The organism is Motiliproteus sp. MSK22-1 (genome assembly GCF_001968815.1).
GTDB lineage: Bacteria > Pseudomonadota > Gammaproteobacteria > Pseudomonadales > Balneatricaceae > Motiliproteus.
Genome location: NZ_MIEQ01000044.1, coordinates 489,700 through 507,092 on the forward strand (window position 1 = coordinate 489,700; position 17,393 = coordinate 507,092).

Genomic DNA, 17,393 nt, shown 5'->3' on the forward strand with positions numbered 1-17,393 from the left:
ATCGATGAACGTACTTAAACCTCGCCAGACAACCCCCTCTTTAGATGTCAATACGCTGCAAGGTCCATGGTCCCTTTCAGAACAAACACCAAAAAACTTTACTATGATCGTATTCTACCGAGGCCTGCATTGCCCGATCTGTGCCAAATACCTTAAAGAGCTGGATAAATTAGCCGGGGAGTTTCAGACTGCCGGCGTCTCTGTTCTCGCCCTCAGTAGTGATACGGAAGAGCGTGCCATTGAAGCCAATCAACAATGGGAACTTAAAAATCTGACCCTGGGTTACGGCGTCAGCACGGAGCAGGCCCAGGCCTGGGGTCTGCATCGATCAGCTGGAAAGGGTAAGACCTCCATCGGTATCGAAGAGCCTGCCGAGTTTAGCGAACCGGGCCTGTTTTTAGTCCGTCCAGACCAAACACTCTATTGGAGTCAAATAAGCACGATGCCCTTCGCAAGACCTCTTTTCCGAGAAGTTTTGGGAGCACTGAGCTTTGTACTGGCAAACGACTATCCAGCTCGGGGAGAACTGGTTTAACTGGATCGACTGGACTGTAGCCCTTTGAATCTGCCGCGTTTACGAGTCGGTTACCGAACTAACCGGCTCTATTTTCCTACTACACAAAACTACCTGCCTCGTTGAACAACGAAGTCTTTGGAGGGAGTCCCCTTATAGCAACGCGGAATCACTGCCCAGGCTTCGGTCAGAAAATAGGCATAGGTGCCTTCAGGAAAGTCAGGCGTCACTGTTATCCGCCCCTGACATTCGTCCAATGTTCCCGAGCCTTCAATATATTCATAGTCCGCCAGAAAAGTGCCATCATAATGACCTCCTGGATTGGAACCCTGATCAGGACGACTGCCTGAGCGAAGCTGATGGCTTGAAGTCATCTCAACGACAGCAGAGGTTTTATCTTTCCTGTTCTGGTATCCATATAAAGCGTAAATAGGAAAGCCATCAGCAGCCCAGCCGACAATCGGAGAGTGCGCCTGACTTGACACATCCAGCTCTGAAAGCAAGCCTGTCGGCAGACCATGGTAATGGTAAGCTCCGGACGGCTGCACGTGAGCATGGTTTTCATCCACTCCAAGCGGGACGGCTCCAGAGAGTGCCTCGTATTGCCAATCACCGTTCCTGTCACCTAAAAACCATTCAGCAGCGCCTGGATCAAATGGCACACCATTTACAGCTAGCCCAAAGTTATGCAATCCCAACGGCGTAATCTTTCCGCTCAACTCGGGGTTAGCGGGAATACGGTAAACATAATTCTGTTCTCGAATCCTGTGGGGGTTTCCTCGATTGGGAAACGCTCCAGTCGTATGAGCTGCTACGCCATTAGCCCGCAGTACCCGATAATCTCCTTCAAGGGTAATGGAAACCCGACTGCTTGCTATCGGAGCAGAATCAGCAGCAATCGTCTGCAGCGGCTGTTGAGATTGATTAGTGGTGTGTTTTCTGACTGCCCGCCTACGCTGATAACCGCTTCTCGATTGAAATTCCCCATGATTGGCCATGACTCTCCGCTCAGACCCATTCCCCTGATGCTGATAATTTTTTGTAGTGTTAAAAGCCAGGCGGTTTTCAGGAACACAAACCAGCTGAGCGCTCAATGCTGGAGCCTGACACTGCCCACCCAGAGTAGAATGCCCCAGCTTTAGCACACAACTGCTACCGCGCTGAAGATTCGCACATGCACTGGTAGCTTCCGGAGGCGGATGAGCCGCAACAACGCCGGAAAAACCAAGTAGAAAAAGGCTTAGACGGGTAGCAGTTATTCCTTTCATCATTCAGCCGCTCCAACAATATTCAATAGTTTTCAGAGCATTACACAGAGAGCTTTTTAAGCACTTTAAGAACACTCCACTACTGGGACTATAGCCAAATATGGAATACTGATTGTGAGGGAAATATGAAAAAGGGCCCAACTAACCCGGGAATCAGTCCATCAGCCTCTCTGCGAGCCTATCAGGGTCTTCAGACTGTCTAAATAAGGAGAAACAAGTACAATACCGCTGAAGAAAATTGTTCACTAAAAGCCCTGTCAATATTCTCTATCAGTACGCTCTGACACTACTGCAGCCTAAATACAAACCAGCAACTTTACGACAACCGGACGAGACGCCTAAATGACAAAAAACGATCAAAAGATACGGGTTTTTCGTGAACGCATACCTTCTTTTAGCTGCACACCCGGCTGCCATGACTGTTGCGGCCCAGTCACGGCATCGTCTGATGAAGTCGCCCGACTACCGACTAAAAGCGATGAGGAACATGATCAGGCATTGTCCGAATTCAACTGCCCATATCTCGGTGAGAATGGATGCGAAGTATATCAGGAACGCCCCCTGATTTGCCGTCTCTTTGGAACAACGGCAAGCCTGCCCTGTCCTAATGGTTGCGGACCTTCAGAAATGACCGACCCCAAAATAGAACGCCAGATTCATACTTTCCATAAAACAACCCGGCAGGTTCTTCTCTAGTCATACCTGACAAGCGTGGATTAAGCCGTACTGATTAAAGATACTGGCAAAAGGAAATGGCGCTCATCACTCTTACCCTCAGACTCCCGCTACGCCATCGGTTACCTGGCTTTCAATAATGTCCCAGGCTTCTTCGACACTTTCAACATAGCGAAAACGGTTCAGGTCATCAGCATCAATCATGTCCTCTTCCACCATCACGTCAAAGTTCAACAGGCGCTGCCAGTATTCCCGACCAAACAACAAGATGGGCATCGGTTTTATTTTTTTTGTCTGCACTAAGGTCAGGGTTTCAAACAATTCATCCATAGTGCCAAAGCCACCGGGAAACACCACCAGAGCCCGGGCACGCATCAAAAAGTGCATTTTACGCATAGCGAAATAATGGAAGCGAAAGCAAAGTTCCGGTGGGGTATAGGGGTTAGGCCGCTGTTCTCGGGGCAACACAATATTGAGCCCCACAGACACTCCTCCGCAATCATCGGCTCCACGGTTAGCCGCTTCCATAATGCCAGGTCCGCCCCCAGTGATCACATGCAAGGTCGGCATCTTACCGAGCAGTGATTGCTCAGTAATCTGCTGCGCCAACTTTCTGGCCTGAGCATAGTAGCCCGCGTGCCGAAGGCGAACCTTCGCCTGCTGGCACAACCGTTTGGCCGCCTGACTGTCAGGGTCTAGCTGCAATGCCTGCTGCGCCTGCGACAATTGTTTTTCCGCCTCTTCAGGCTCAACGGTTCGAGCACTGCCGAAAATAACCACGGTACTGTTAATATTGTGAGCATTGAGCGCTAACTCGGTCTTGCTGAGTTCAAGCAGAAGCCTTACCGGACGCATTTCATCCCGTAAAATAAACTCCTGATCATCGTAGGCTAACCGATAAGCAGGAGAATCCAAATGCGGGTCTCCCTTATCCACCTGCCTGGCAATCGCCACATCGTCCGCAGCACTGGGAAAAATCGTGCCTGGGTTTTCATCTTGCTTTGATGTCTCTTCCTTTTTTGACATAGTGTCACCTTTTGAATTGACCATTTCCTCACCCCACTGGCAACTGACGATCATCAATAACGCACCGCACTTCGTCAATGCATTCAATAATTTATCGACTTATAAATACAAAAATCGGAGGCTGAAACTTTCTGAATTGGTAACCAGTATAGGCCTTATTAAACGCAACAGCCTGAACAAGGTTATTTAGCGACTGTAATTCAGCAGAGGCCAGAAACCTTAGATCAAACTTGATAGACCGGACTTAATCACTCTATAGCCTGGAGCCTGGCCTTTCTGCACAGACAGGCACGTAAAATAAAGGAAAGGATAAAAATCAAATGCCGGTAACTACGAAAAAATCAAAGGGAGTATGTATAGGGTAAATGTTGAGGGAATTAAGTCAGGAAAGGTGGCGTCCCATAGGGGGTTCGAACCCCTGTTACCGCCGTGAAAGGGCGGTGTCCTAGGCCACTAGACGAATGGGACACTGTATTTAAAATCACACTTATTCGAAATCACTAACCTGGACAGTATCCAGATTATGGTGGAGCCTAGCGGGATCGAACCGCTGACCTCAACACTGCCAGTGTTGCGCTCTCCCAGCTGAGCTAAGGCCCCGTATGCTCTTTACTTAACTCTTTTTGATACAAGCACTATTTTTGTGCACAAACTATGTCCTGAAAACATAATCCTGGCTCTGAAAATATACGCTTGCATTCAAAGAGCAGAAATGGCGTCCCATAGGGGGTTCGAACCCCTGTTACCGCCGTGAAAGGGCGGTGTCCTAGGCCACTAGACGAATGGGACGCAAGAGCCGTTTTGAATACCGCTACCTGAGTGGTTCAGGTTTTGGTGGAGCCTAGCGGGATCGAACCGCTGACCTCAACACTGCCAGTGTTGCGCTCTCCCAGCTGAGCTAAGGCCCCGTCTCAAAACGTGGGCGTATTCTATAGGCTTCCCGGATCTCGAATCAAGGAGTTTTTTCGCTTTTTTAGTCCGAGTCAGGTAGCAGCACCTTAACCTTCGTCAAACTAAATCCTGTGCCAGAGGCTGTGAGCCGGATAATTATCGCAAGTCAGTGATAACACCCTGATCCTATTGGCTAAACGCACTTATAACCGGTCTTTGAGCCGAGCCATAATCTGTTTCTGGATATGCCCCAATCTTGGTTGTTTATTTGTATCATAAGGAAATGGCCGACAGAGTCGAACGGCTTGTATTCCTACCCGCCCAGTCATTAAACCTGCTCCTAACCCTTGCCCCATACGAGCTGACAGTTGTGTGGTCAGGGAACTGCCCAGCAACGCACCACCACCGTCAATCGTTAACTCAGTAAGGCCAACGAAGGCCAGATTATGCAAAACCTGCTTAATCAATCGCCACTGTGTTGCACTCCCTGGCGCAACACCATAAATATCAGCAACTTCATTCATCATTTTCAGGTTACGCCAGGCAATGAGTAACATATCAAAAGTAACAAATGGACTGACCCCAACCATCACTGCTGTCTCCAGACTATGCTTGCTTACTCGCTCCATCGCGCGCTGGTCAGCTTCCTGAAATCCATGATTGGATACAAAACGCACAATCTCTCCGTCTTTGTAGACCGAGTCAATTTCAGTAATTGCCTGCTGTAATGGCGCATCCAACCGGGTTCCCCGGGTCTGTAAACAGAGTTTTTCCAACAGCCCAGCCGCGCTCCCCTGGCCATGGCTGTGCTGAAGCTCTTCAGCCATCTCTCGAATAGCCTCTCGCTGTTTAAGCTGTCTCAACCCCCTGAGACTCTTGAGACTCCAGACTCCACCAGCAATAACCGAGGTCACCATCACTGCCGACAGCAAACTTCCTAAAAGCCAGTGCTGCTCGTAGCCCCAACTGCTCAATCGATAACATTCAGCAATAACGGCAGAACCAAGCACGATAGCAGTGGAACCGGCAAATAGCTTTCCCCAGAATGAAGCACGCCGGGGAGCATCAGAGGTTTCCACCACAGGAGGTGGCTCTTCTGTCTCTGGAAGAACGATAACCGCCTCGGGGTCTAACATCTGGGCATTGCGTGTCTCCGTTATCTCCAGATCATCACGGCTATCAATCAACTGGTCAGGATCAATTTCCCGTGCTTTGGTCCAATTATCGGGTTGATTGCTCATAAGAATTTATCCCCCACCAGAAACTCCAGCGCCTGATCAAGTCGTATATGGGATGCGGCTTTTCCTTTTATCTGCGCTAATCGAGGGGGTGCGAAGTCAATAAAGTTAAATCGTTCTGCGCTCCAATCTTTCTCACCGGGCAATTCCGTCGGCACCTCCCCGGGAAACAATGCCACGGGTTCATGGTTACCTTTTCTGAACCCTTTCAGGCAGGAAAGCTTCTGGCCATCAACCATGGCTTCTGCAGTCTCTGTAGAGCGAAATGCCGACAACGCCATGCTTCGGGTTTCTATTCCTTCAAACAGAATTTCCCGTTTCGCTTCATCCACAACCAACTCAAGGAAACGTTCCAGGTTATGATGTTGATTAGCAGTTATATGATCGGCTTTGGTTGAGGCAAATAAAACCCGATCAATTCTGGGACTGAACAGGCGGCGAAGAAAGCCAGCACGACCGTAGTTAAAACTGTGCAGAATCTGGGTAATTGCCAGTTGCATATCGTCAAAACAGGCTTGCCCCTGATTCAGGGTCTTTAAGCAATCCACCAAAACCACCTGTCGATCAAAATGTGAAAAGTGCTCCTGATAGAAGCGCTCCACAACCTGGTCCCGATAAGCGTTGTAACGTCGCTCCAAAAGCTCGGCATTCGTACCAGAGGGGTATTTGTCGGTTGTTGTCTCATCACCGATAACCAGCGGGAAAAAATACAGCAGCTCACTGCCCTCCAGCGACCCCGGCAGAATAAAACGTCCGGGCTGTATCAGACTTAATTTTTGTGATTGCTCTCTGAAACTACTCAGTAAACCCCGGTACTGTTCGCTCAACGCCTTGATTCGGGATTCATCCGCAATCCCGCAGCTATCAAAAGAAGAAACTGCCTCTAACCATTTAACCGCCAGACTCTTTCTCGGCTCTTTGCCCAGCAACTCCCGTTGCTGCTGGCTCCACTCTCGGTAAGATAGCTGTAACAGCGGTAAATCCAATAACCACTCGCCAGGATAGTCGATGATATCGAGATAAAGAGTGGCTGACTCACTAACCAATCGGTGCAGGCGGCTTCGTGGCCGGTAACGTATGGCCAAACGAACCGAAGACAGATCACAGGTGGAAGCTGGCCACCCGGGCGGCTCGTTGTTTAAGGCCTGCAACCCCTGCTGATAAGGAAACTGTGGGGTATCCGTATCGGCATTCAGCTGCTTGACGGCAAGAATACGGCTGTCATTACAGGCGTGAAAAAAAGGCAGCGCTCTGGATTCATGAGATTGCAATAACTGATCAACCAACGCGGTAATAAATACAGTCTTACCACTTTGACTTAACCCTGTCACCGCAAGGCGAATGTGCCGATCAAGTCCAGTATTCACCGCATCTCGGATCTGCCTTTTGGCCCTATCCAAGTTTTCCGAACTAAGTAGTGCCGATAATCGGTTATTCAAAGTCATCCCTTTCCCAATCAACATTCAGAGTGTGACCAGCTCAGATTTTGAACACCACCACTGACTGAACCGTTTAATATTTACGCCGACCCGAGGTTTCGATCAGTTAACACCAAAAAGGGCTGATATCTCAAAACAAATCTGCAGCAATCGCCAATGATCTATATAACTGTATGGTTTACCATTATATAATGTGCTCGAAATTGGCTACCTACCCTCTTCTATGGGGTTGAGCGGGCTGATTTCAATTCTGATGAAGTATGTCGTAGAACATACCCTGTCAACACAACGGATAATGCGGGTTACTCAGCTGGGCCTAGACGCTCGGACTTGGTTGCGCTTATTCGTTACGCGCATTCATTTCCGCCCCTTGGTTCAGCCGTTAACTCAATACGTTAACTGTCCATAATTCGGGGAAAATAATCCATGGCAAGCAACTTTGATGAAGAGGCTCTGCTCTACCATCGTACTGCGCCAGCCGGAAAACTCGCTATTGTCGCCACTAAACCAATGGCCACTCAACAAGACCTGGCTCTCGCCTACTCTCCAGGAGTAGCCTCAGCATGCCTGGAGATCGTTCGCGATACAGCAGAGGCCTCAACCGTTACCGCCCGCAGTAATCTCGTCGGTGTGATTACCAACGGTACGGCTGTACTGGGGCTGGGCTCGATAGGCGCTCTGGCATCGAAACCGGTAATGGAAGGCAAAGCCGTTTTATTCAAGAAATTCTCCAATATCGATGTTTTTGATATCGAAATTGACGAAACTGATCCACACAAGTTTATTGAGACCGTCGCTCGCTTAGAACCCACCTTTGGCGGCATTAACCTTGAAGATATCAAGGCACCTGAGTGTTTTATTATCGAGAAAGCGCTCAAAGAGCAAATGAATATTCCGGTGTTTCATGATGACCAGCATGGTACGGCAATTGTTGCAGGTGCTGCTGTCTTTAACGGACTGAGAGTCGTTAACAAGAGTATTGCCGATATCAAACTGGTGGCATCCGGGGCCGGAGCTGCAGCTCTATCCTGCCTGGATCTGCTGGTCAATATGGGGGTGCGCAAAGAGAATATTACCGTCACAGACATTGCCGGAGTTGTCTATGAAGGGCGAACGGAGGTCATGGATCCGTACAAAGCCCGCTATGCGCAAAAGACCGATGCTCGAACGCTGGGGGAGGTCATTGAGGGTGCCGATGTCTTTCTTGGCCTGTCCGCCCCCGGTGTACTGAAGCCGGAAATGGTTGAAAAAATGGCGGATAGGCCGATTATCCTGGCTCTGGCAAATCCCACACCAGAAATCTTACCCGAAGAGGTCAAGGCCGTTCGCCCGGACGCGGTGATCGCCACAGGACGTTCAGACTATCCAAATCAGGTCAATAATGTACTCTGCTTCCCGTTTATCTTCAGGGGGGCTCTGGACGTAGGGGCAACGACCATCAATGAGGAGATGAAGGTTGCCTGTGTCAAAGCGTTAGCTGACCTGTCCACGGCAGAAACAACCGACCGCGTACAAAAGGCCTACGGTGGCGCACCTCTTAAGTTTGGAGCTGATTATTTAATTCCGAAACCATTTGACCCTCGATTAATCAGTGTTGTGGCACCTGCTGTGGCGAAGGCCGCAATGGAAACCGGTGTAGCCACTCGTCCGATTAATGACCTGGAAGCTTATCGTTATGGTCTGGCTCGTTATGCCTACCGCTCCAGTCAGGTCATGGGTCCAATAATTGAGCGGGCAAAAAAATCCCCTAAGCGTGTCGTCTTTGCCGAAGGAGAAAGTACCCGCGTACTCAGGGCAGCACAGCAAGCTGTTGACGAAGGTATCGCCAAACCGATTTTGGTAGGCCGGCCTGATGTCATTAAAGAAGTAACAACAGAGCTACAGCTGCGTATTCGCGATGGCGTTGATATCGAAGTCATCAACCCCCTTGGTGGGGACTGGTTTGACGGCTATGTTCATGATTATCTGACAATTATGGGCCGCAAGGGTATTTCTCCAGCAGAAGCCAAAAGCATAATGTCAACGCAGAATACCGCTATCGCCTGCATAATGGTTCAACGAGGTGATGCTGATGCAATGATCTGTGGTGCCCATGGTCGTTTCAGGCTGCACCTGAAGCATGTCAGGGATATTATCGGTATGTCTGAGGGCATCCACGACCTTTCAACGGTCACAGTACTCAGCTTGCCTACAGGAACGTTCTTTGTTGGTGATACCCATATCACCCCCAATCCAACGGCAGAAGAGATCGTCGAAATGACTATTCTGGCTGCAGAAGAGGCCCGCAGGTTTGGAATCAACCCTAAGGTTGCACTCCTATCCCATTCGAACTTTGGCACAAATGATCTGGACTCATCAGTAAAAATGCGTACTGCTCGTCAGATGCTGCAACAGCGGGAACCCAGCCTGCTGGTAGACGGTGAAATGCATGCCGATACGGCTATCTCAGAAGAGCTACGCAAACGGGTTTTTCCCGACTCCCTATTAAAAGGTCAGGCTAATCTGCTGATCATGCCTAATCTTGAGGCGGCACACATATCCTACGGTCTGATGAAGACTTTGGGTGGGGGAATTTCTGTTGGGCCTATCCTGATCGGCGCAGCCAAGCCGGTACACGTACTGACGGCCAGTACCAGTGTCCGAAGTACCTTCAACATGATCGCTGTGGCCGTTGCTGATGCGTCAATGCTGGATGATATTCATGCTTAGGGTTTTACCCGCTGATTATTCGCTCAGGTGAACGAACCATCGTTTGGCTGAATTAGCAGAAAAACAGGCACCGACTGCCGTTGATGCAGTCGGTGTTTTTTTGCCTATATTTTCTCAACTCCATTATTTCTCCACTTTCTTTCCTTTCTCTCTCCAATTCCTCAAGCCCGAATCCTGATGTAATTCAGTTATCAACTGATGACACCTAAGGAATACAGCCATGAAGAATTTGCCAGCCATCAGCCTGTTCGCAGCATCACTGGTTATCGCCCCTTCCCCCGCTCTGGCCGCTGAGGTCATTCAATCGGCACCACTTGCTGCAATAGAAAATCAGCAACAGGGATTAGGGCTGGGAACAGTAGTCGGTGCCATTGTTGCGGGCCCTGTTGGCGCCGTAATTGGAGCGGGGTTTGGTGGAGTTGCAGGTTGGGGAACAGGCATGGAACAAGCTTATCAAGGCTCCCAATCAGAATTAAGGGCGCAAAAAGCGCAGCTACAGCGCAGTCAGACAGCGCTTAAAAAATCCCAGACAGCGCTCCTCAACGCAAACGCCCATCGTCAACCAATAAAACCTCAACTTGCTGAACAGCGTGCAAATCAACCATTCAATGAAAACAATGAATCTCAATTAAGCGCTCTGCTGAAAACCATCACTATCGATTTTCACTTCCAGACCAATAGCGCGGTCGTTGAACCCCACTACTACCCACGCCTGAAAGCGATGGCTGCTCAACTACAAACCCATCCGGAAATTCAGCTGCATCTCACCGGATATGCCGACCACCGGGGCAATCGTCAATACAACCTGACCCTGGCTGAGAATCGAGCCCGGGCCCTAAGCTCCTTACTGATAAATCATGGCTTAGACCCTCAAAAAATCAGCCTCTCAATAAAAGGGGAAGAAAATGCCCTATCCACTCAAAATTCAGGGTTATTACCCTTCGATAGAAAAGTGGAAATCAGATTCAGGTTTGCTCCCACCGCTCACCCCATCGCCAGCAGAGGACTGATCCTATGAAATGCTTCGTACCTGCCACTGACGAAATGCTGTTCAACAGCAATGACCTGAAACACTACCAATTAGTGCCCTACAACAACGAGTATGTCTATCTAAAGGACGCAGATATCCACATTTTGGAGAATAAAGACCCCGAAAACAGAACGGTTGACAGCAAGAATCAACAAAACAATCAGGAGAAGCACCTGTACCGCAAAAATCAGAAAAGGGTTCAACCATGAGCAGATTAAACAAGCAATCAAAGGCTTTGAGGTATTTTATTTGCTCGACAACAGCTCATATAACAACCTATGTTGCGTCGCTGGGTATAGCGTTGCTGTCAATCCATGCGGTTGCTCAAAGCCAGATATCTGATCTGGGCGAGCTAATGCTACAGGGGCAGGACAACAGTATCCAATCAGCATTGTTACAACAAACCAGGGTACATTTTTCAATCTCAGGCATGCTGGTTCGCTCAAGCGTGAGCCAGTCCTTCAGGAATGACAGCAATGCCTGGGTGGAAGGAATTTACAGTTTTCCCTTGCCAGAAAAGGCAGCAGTGGACCACTTAAGAATGAAAGTGGGAGAACGCATCATTGAAGGCCAGATTAAGGAGCGAAACCAAGCTCGAAAAACCTACGATAAAGCCAAACAAAGAGGCCAGCGAGCCAGCCTGATTGAGCAACAGCGCCCCAATATATTTACCACCTCGGTCGCCAATATCGGTCCAGGTGAAACGGTTGAAATTGAAATCGAGTATCAGCAACTGGCCCATTATGACAGCGGCCAGTTCAGGCTTCGGTTTCCCATGGTCGTTGCACCGCGTTACATCCCCGGAAAATCCCCTATCAGTATCCAGGCCGACCACAACGGCCTAAACGGAAATGATAATCCGGGGGAAACCCTACCCTCGGCAACAGCATCTTCATCAATAGCCACTATCTTACAGGATCAGAATAAAGTCCGGGTCATTGAAAGCACTACCTTGGGCTGGAGCCTACCAACGGATCAGGTTCCTGACGCCCATCGTATTACGCCTCCTGTTGCGCAACCAGGAGAGTATATTCCTCATCGAGTAACGATCAGCGCGGACATTAAAGCTGGATTTCCGCTACAGGCCATATCCAGCAGTTATCAGCCGATAAAAACAGTACATTTATCCACCTCAGAAGCCTCTATACGGTTAGCGCAAGAATCTGTTCCTGCCGACAGCGACTTTGAACTGATTTGGACTCCAGAGCTGGGTATCGGCCCTCAGGCTGCTCTGCTGAGTCAACAAAAGGAAGATCCCACAGGGAAAAAACAACACTACGGCTTATTGATGGTCCTGCCCCCATCACATGAAACCCAACAGCAGGTTTTACCAAAATCAATGACGCTGGTTCTGGATATTTCAGGATCCATGCACGGAAGCTCTATCGAACAGGCCAAACTCAGCATACTTCGAGCGATTGCTCACCTAAACGACAAGGATCGGTTCAACCTGATCGTATTCAATAACCAAACACGGAGCCTGTACCCCAGCCCCATGACAGCCTCCAAAGAAAACCGTGCTAAAGCGATTCAGTTTATTCACTCCTTAAATGCCAACGGCGGTACCGAAATGGCCGCTGCCATTAGACGCGCACTGAATCAACCTGATCAGCCCGGTTATGTTGAACAGGTATTGTTTATCACCGATGGTTCCGTCGGCAATGAAGACGCACTGTTCAAGCTGATCAAAAACAGTCTGAAACAGCAAAGACTGTTTACCGTCGGAATAGGCTCCGCTCCCAATAGTCACTTTATGAATAAAGCCGCACAATTAGGTAAGGGGACTTTCACTTACGTAGGAAGCACTGATGAGGTGAAAAAAAAGATGGATACACTGTTCAATAAACTGGGGACCCCGCAATTAACAGATATTCAGATCAACGGACCTGAAATGCTGGTCTACCCAGATCGAATTCCTGACCTTTACCTTGGTGAGCCGCTATTAATCAGTTTTCGCGGTACCCAGTTCCCCAAAAAACTACAGTTAAGTGGTAAGCAGGGAGCACAAACCTGGCAACAAACCGTAGTTCTTAAGCAGTCCTCTGAGACAACCCATCACATGGATCAGGATAACTCTGCGGTATCGGTTCTATGGGCCAGAAGGCGCATTGCCTCTCGGATGGATGACTACCGACAACTCAGCCCCTCCGAAGAGCGGGAAAATATCCGTTCTGAAATCATTCAAACGGCTCTGGAACACCATCTGGTATCAAAATTCACCAGTCTTGTTGCCGTGGATATCACTCCCATTCGACCTGACAATGCCGATCTCAATAGCCAATCCATCAAAACAGAGTTTCCTAAGGGCTGGACTCAAGGAAAAGTATTCAGGATGGCAAAAACAGCAACGCCAGCCCCATTAAATATGCTGATTGGAACGATTTTGCTAGTGCTTGCAGCGCTAATAAAGCTGGGACAATACCGACCTGGTCGAACACCCTTGGTTATTTTTTCAGCGGCTTCTTCAAGTGCTTCACCATATCGCAGCGAATAGGGAATAAACTGATGTTGAGAGCACTTATCCTGGTACTGATAATAACTGGTGTATGGCAACTAACCAGCGGCAGCTGGATCTGGGTAAAAGCAATGCTCGCGCAACGATTATTGGAATACTCCTGGCAACAGCTGCACTTAAGTAAAACACCTCAGAAACCCTGGCCTTGGGCTGACACCTATGCGACCGCTCGATTAAGAGTCCCCAGTCTGGAGGTTGATCAAATCGTTCTGGCAGGAGACAGCGGCCGAACCCTTGCCTTCGGTCCCGGCCACAACAGCGGTAGTGCATCTCCGGGGACAGCAGGGCTGTCGATCATCAGCGGCCACAGGGATACCCATTTCCGCTTTCTGCAAATGCTGGAGATAGGACACCATATTCAGCTGCACACCAAGGAAGGGAGTGCCAATTATCAAGTTAGCAGGGTTGAAGTTGTGGACAGCTCCCAGACCAGCATAGCTGACAGAAGCGAAGACCCTGGCCTGCTGTTGGTGACCTGTTATCCCTTTGACAGCATTGCTGGTGGAGGCCCCTTACGTTATCTGGTTTGGGCGGATGGAGTTGATCACCTAAATTCGAAACCGCCCAATAAGCTCTTGTAACCTTGACGCCAACTCTGCCAACTGCTTACTGCTGTGAGCAGTTGTCTGGGCAACCTCAGCCGTTTCATGGGTTACCTCGCTGATATTATGGATACTATTCTGTATCTCCTGAGACACCGCTCCCTGCTCTTCCGTGGCACTGGCTATCTGCCGGTTCTGATCAAGAATCTGACTGATTGCAGTATGAATCTGGGACAGTGCAATCGTGGCATCTCCTACCGTTTCAACACCACCAGCGGCCTTTGCCCTGCCTCGCTCCATCACAGAAACAGCATCATCAGTCCCCTGCTGCAACTTCATCATCATTTCCTGAATTTCCTTGGTTGAGTCTTGAGTCCGACTCGCCAGGGACCTGACCTCATCCGCGACAACCGCAAATCCACGTCCCTGCTCACCTGCCCTGGCAGCCTCAATAGCCGCATTCAGTGCCAATAAATTAGTTTGATCAGCAATGCTGTTGATAACCTCAACTACCGATCCAATATGTTCAGTTTCTCCTTTCAGTGCTGCAATAACGTTAGAAGCTTTCTCAACCTCCTCCGCAAGAGAGCCAATAGATTCCATTGTAGTCTCAATAACCTGCTGACCTTGAGAAGTCGCTTCATGAGCCTCTTTCGCAGAATCCGCTGCTGCAACAGCACTACGGGCAACCTCCTGGATCGTGGCGGTCATTTCATTGACTGAAGTGGCCACAACTTCAGTTTCATTATCCTGACGAGATGCAGCATTCTTGGATTGACTGGCCGATTCTGTCATTTGATCAGCCATGCTGGCCACCTGGCTACTGACCGCAGAAGCCTCGCCAATCAGCCCGCGGATTTTTGCAACAAACGTATTAAAGCTGGAAGCCAAATGACTGATTTCATCATTGCCCGACAATTCCAACTCCCGGGTGAGATCCCCCTCCCCCTCAGCAATGTCATCCATCGCCGCATTGAGCAAACCCAGCTTCAAGCCAATGGTTCTCTTGAAAACAATAAAAATAGCCGCCAGAATCGATATCAACACCACCACTAAAACGCCAATAATTTTAAGACTGGTTTCACGACCGGCGGCCAATTGCTCCGCTATATCAGAGTCCACCTGTAATACACCACGAACATCCCCCAGCTTCCAATCATTCTTTGGTGTATCAGGATGAGCGTTATGGCAAGCAACACAGCCAGGCGCTACCATCAGATCGGCAACGGCCACACTGACTATTTTTTTACCACCGACTTCCTGTTCACCGACAACCACCGACGTGGGATCTGCCGTCAGCGATTTCCAGGCATTGGCCTGAAACTCATCCAACTTTCTGGAAGCCCGGTTAGGAAACGGAAAGGCGCTGTAGAGTTTTAATGAAAGCCCTTCCTTTGCAAGCAACTGACTGAGGTCATGAATCATCGTTGCAGGAAGTGGTATTTTACCGGCTTCATCCTTATGATCGATCGCAGGCCGTATCTCTTTTCCAGCCAGCACCTTTTTAATAATGCTCTTGGTATAATAACCACGTAACGTCTTAAACTGACCTACCGTTTTTTGAGCCGACAGCACCACGTTATCAACAGCATTTTTCTCAACCTGCTGTGGGATATAGAAAATCAAAAATAATATTGCTATCACAAACAGCCCGAGAACCGGGAGTGCCATCTTCCAGAAAAGTCCATGAGTGTTCATATCAACAGTCTCATTGTCAGATTCGAACAATCCGTACTTCACCCTCAAATTGCTGTAAATATTAAGATTTAAGTAGTCAAGCTTAGAGATCCATTACCACACTTACACCACTGCAGACAGATTATGCTTTAGATAAATCCGACGAACAAAAAGGGTTAATAGTGTAAGTGTAGATCAAACGACCTGTTCCATGCTGATTCCGGCTCAAAAAGTCTAGCAACAACACCAGCTTACAATGATTGAAGGGTTAACAGAGACTTATTACACAGACAACATTTGTGTAATTTCTTCACCAATAACTTCAATCGATTGCTGAATTTTTCGGTTAGATTCTTCGGCATAATTTAGCCGCAGACAGTTTCGGTACTTCCCAGAGGCCGAAAACAGTACGCCTGGAGCAATACCGACACCTTTGCACTCAAGGCGATCGTTAAGCTTTACGGAATCGATGGCCTCGGGTAATTCAACCCATAACAGGAACCCTCCCTGCGGATAGCTGATGCGGGTGTTTTCAGGGAAGTAACGTTCCACCCATTCAATCATTCGATCACGCCCGCGCTGGTATTGCGCGCGCATTTTTCTCAGGTGCCGCTCATAACCGCCCTGAGCAATAAATTCAGCAACAGCCTGCTGAGGTAACGTAGCACTGGCGGCCGTGGAAACGTATTTCATATGCAGTAATACATCACCATAGCGCCCGGGAGCCACCCACCCCACTCTAAGACCCGGCGCTAAGGTTTTGGAAACAGAAGAGCAAAGCAGCACGCGCCCATCCTCATCGTAGGATTTTAGCGTTCTTGGCCGGGGATACTGGTAGGCAAGGTCTCCGTAGATATCATCTTCAATGATGGATAGATCATATTTTTTTGCCAAAGAGATCAGGTGACGTTTTCGATCATCCGGCATGGTATACCCCAGAGGGTTATTACAAATAGGGGTAATTTGAAGCGTTTTTACCGGCCACTGATCCAAAACCAGTTCCAAGGCCTCAAGGCTAATGCCTGTTTCCGGGTGGGTCGGTATCTCCAGCGCCTTTAGACCTAATGCTTTTATGGTCTGCATAGAGCCATAGAAGCTGGGAGAATCGACCGCGACAATATCACCCGGCTTAGTCACAGCCCTCATACTGCAGGAGAGTGCTTCCTGGCAGCCGGTCGTTACCACTATATCGTCCGGATGCATTCGGCACCCAGAATCAACAGACAGTCGTGCAATCTGGAGTCTGAGCTCATAGGAACCCCGTAAATTGTCATAAGAGAGGCTGCTGATATCACTGTGTCTGTTAAGATCGGCCAGGATACGTAATAGCGGTTTGAGCGTACTACCACTGACATCCGGCATCCCCTTGCCTAGAGCAACCATCCCCTCGACTTCCCGGCTGCCTAAAAGTTTTAACACCAGCTCCCACTGGGACACCTCAAGAGGGCGCTGAACAGGACGGCTGATATCCGGTAGGTTGGGCATTTTCATCCGCCCCAGTACGTAATAGCCCGATTTAAGTCGAGATTCGGCCATACCACTTTGCTCCAGAAGGCGATAAGCCTCCTGTACTGTCGAAATACTGACACCATGTTCCTGGCTCAGCACCCGAATGGAAGGAAGCTTATCTCCCGGTTGGTAGTAGCCCTGTTCAATACGAGTCGCTAATTCACCAGCCAGTTGTTCATACAGTTTGCTAGCCATAAAAGATCGCCATTACAGATTCTTGCTTCTGGAATTAGAGTACAGATTGCTGCCTCTAATCAGAAAACAGTACAGATGACGAGCAAAATACCATGACAGCGATAGGATTTTCAATCTGTACTGCTTGATATTTAATTTCTCTGAATCTGTAACGGTATCAATATA

Annotated in this window: 13 protein-coding genes and 4 tRNA genes; 7 read left to right on the plus strand and 10 right to left on the minus strand. The window is 49.0% G+C overall.

Annotated elements, in window-relative coordinates:
- Positions 1 to 4: 4 nt before the first annotated feature.
- The gene (locus BGP75_RS12820) at positions 5 to 535 is read left to right on the plus strand and encodes a peroxiredoxin-like family protein (RefSeq protein WP_076718990.1); all 531 of its coding nucleotides are present in this window, start codon (positions 5 to 7) and stop codon (positions 533 to 535) included.
- 89 nt (positions 536 to 624) lie between these two features.
- Here BGP75_RS12820 and BGP75_RS12825 read toward each other — a convergent pair whose 3' ends face one another.
- The gene (locus BGP75_RS12825; RefSeq protein ID WP_198939355.1) at positions 625 to 1,785 is read right to left on the minus strand and encodes a YHYH protein; all 1,161 of its coding nucleotides are present in this window, start codon (positions 1,783 to 1,785) and stop codon (positions 625 to 627) included.
- 339 nt (positions 1,786 to 2,124) lie between these two features.
- Here BGP75_RS12825 and BGP75_RS12830 point away from each other — a divergent pair, with 339 nt between their 5' ends.
- Entirely contained in the window at positions 2,125 to 2,478 is a 354-nt protein-coding gene (locus tag BGP75_RS12830; RefSeq protein WP_076718996.1) for a YkgJ family cysteine cluster protein, read from the plus strand.
- A 78-nt stretch (positions 2,479 to 2,556) separates the two neighbouring features.
- Here BGP75_RS12830 and BGP75_RS12835 read toward each other — a convergent pair whose 3' ends face one another.
- The 7 genes from BGP75_RS12835 to BGP75_RS12865 form a co-directional block, all read right to left on the minus strand.
- Positions 2,557 to 3,483, minus strand: a complete 927-nt coding sequence (locus BGP75_RS12835; protein ID WP_076719323.1) for a TIGR00730 family Rossman fold protein — start codon at positions 3,481 to 3,483, stop codon at positions 2,557 to 2,559.
- Between the two features lie 392 nt (positions 3,484 to 3,875).
- Positions 3,876 to 3,951: transfer RNA gene (locus tag BGP75_RS12840), tRNA-Glu, on the minus strand.
- A gap of 56 nt (positions 3,952 to 4,007) precedes the next feature.
- Positions 4,008 to 4,083: transfer RNA gene (locus tag BGP75_RS12845), tRNA-Ala, on the minus strand.
- Between the two features lie 113 nt (positions 4,084 to 4,196).
- A tRNA-Glu gene (locus tag BGP75_RS12850) sits at positions 4,197 to 4,272 on the minus strand.
- Positions 4,273 to 4,315: 43 nt separating this feature from the next.
- Positions 4,316 to 4,391 (minus strand) — tRNA-Ala (locus BGP75_RS12855).
- 186 nt (positions 4,392 to 4,577) lie between these two features.
- Positions 4,578 to 5,615: a TIGR01620 family protein gene (locus BGP75_RS12860; RefSeq protein ID WP_076719000.1), complete on the minus strand. Its 1,038-nt coding sequence runs from the start codon at positions 5,613 to 5,615 to the stop codon at positions 4,578 to 4,580.
- Entirely contained in the window at positions 5,612 to 7,057 is a 1,446-nt protein-coding gene (locus BGP75_RS12865; RefSeq protein WP_158070107.1) for a YcjX family protein, read from the minus strand. The genes BGP75_RS12860 and BGP75_RS12865 overlap by 4 nt, the downstream gene beginning before the upstream one ends.
- Positions 7,058 to 7,477: 420 nt before the next feature.
- Between BGP75_RS12865 and BGP75_RS27745 the strand changes: the two genes are divergently transcribed.
- The 5 genes from BGP75_RS27745 (at position 7,478) to BGP75_RS12890 (ending at position 13,886) form a co-directional block, all read left to right on the plus strand.
- Positions 7,478 to 9,760, plus strand: coding sequence for an NADP-dependent malic enzyme (locus tag BGP75_RS27745; RefSeq protein WP_076719003.1), 2,283 nt, complete (start codon positions 7,478 to 7,480; stop codon positions 9,758 to 9,760).
- A 220-nt stretch (positions 9,761 to 9,980) separates the two neighbouring features.
- The gene (locus BGP75_RS12875; protein WP_076719005.1) at positions 9,981 to 10,778 is read left to right on the plus strand and encodes an OmpA family protein; all 798 of its coding nucleotides are present in this window, start codon (positions 9,981 to 9,983) and stop codon (positions 10,776 to 10,778) included.
- Positions 10,775 to 10,999, plus strand: a complete 225-nt coding sequence (locus BGP75_RS12880) for a hypothetical protein (RefSeq protein WP_076719007.1) — start codon at positions 10,775 to 10,777, stop codon at positions 10,997 to 10,999. The genes BGP75_RS12875 and BGP75_RS12880 overlap by 4 nt, the downstream gene beginning before the upstream one ends.
- Positions 10,996 to 13,284, plus strand: a complete 2,289-nt coding sequence (locus tag BGP75_RS12885) for a marine proteobacterial sortase target protein (protein WP_076719015.1) — start codon at positions 10,996 to 10,998, stop codon at positions 13,282 to 13,284. The genes BGP75_RS12880 and BGP75_RS12885 overlap by 4 nt, the downstream gene beginning before the upstream one ends.
- An 11-nt stretch (positions 13,285 to 13,295) precedes the next feature.
- Positions 13,296 to 13,886, plus strand: coding sequence for a class GN sortase (locus BGP75_RS12890; RefSeq protein ID WP_076719023.1), 591 nt, complete (start codon positions 13,296 to 13,298; stop codon positions 13,884 to 13,886).
- Here BGP75_RS12890 and BGP75_RS12895 read toward each other — a convergent pair.
- Positions 13,854 to 15,545 carry a methyl-accepting chemotaxis protein gene (locus tag BGP75_RS12895; RefSeq protein ID WP_076719325.1) on the minus strand — a complete coding sequence of 564 codons (1,692 nt, stop codon included), beginning with the start codon at positions 15,543 to 15,545 and terminating at the stop codon, positions 13,854 to 13,856. The genes BGP75_RS12890 and BGP75_RS12895 overlap by 33 nt on opposite strands.
- Positions 15,546 to 15,806: 261 nt before the next feature.
- Positions 15,807 to 17,228, minus strand: coding sequence for a PLP-dependent aminotransferase family protein (locus BGP75_RS12900; RefSeq protein WP_076719025.1), 1,422 nt, complete (start codon positions 17,226 to 17,228; stop codon positions 15,807 to 15,809).
- Positions 17,229 to 17,393: the final 165 nt, after the last annotated feature.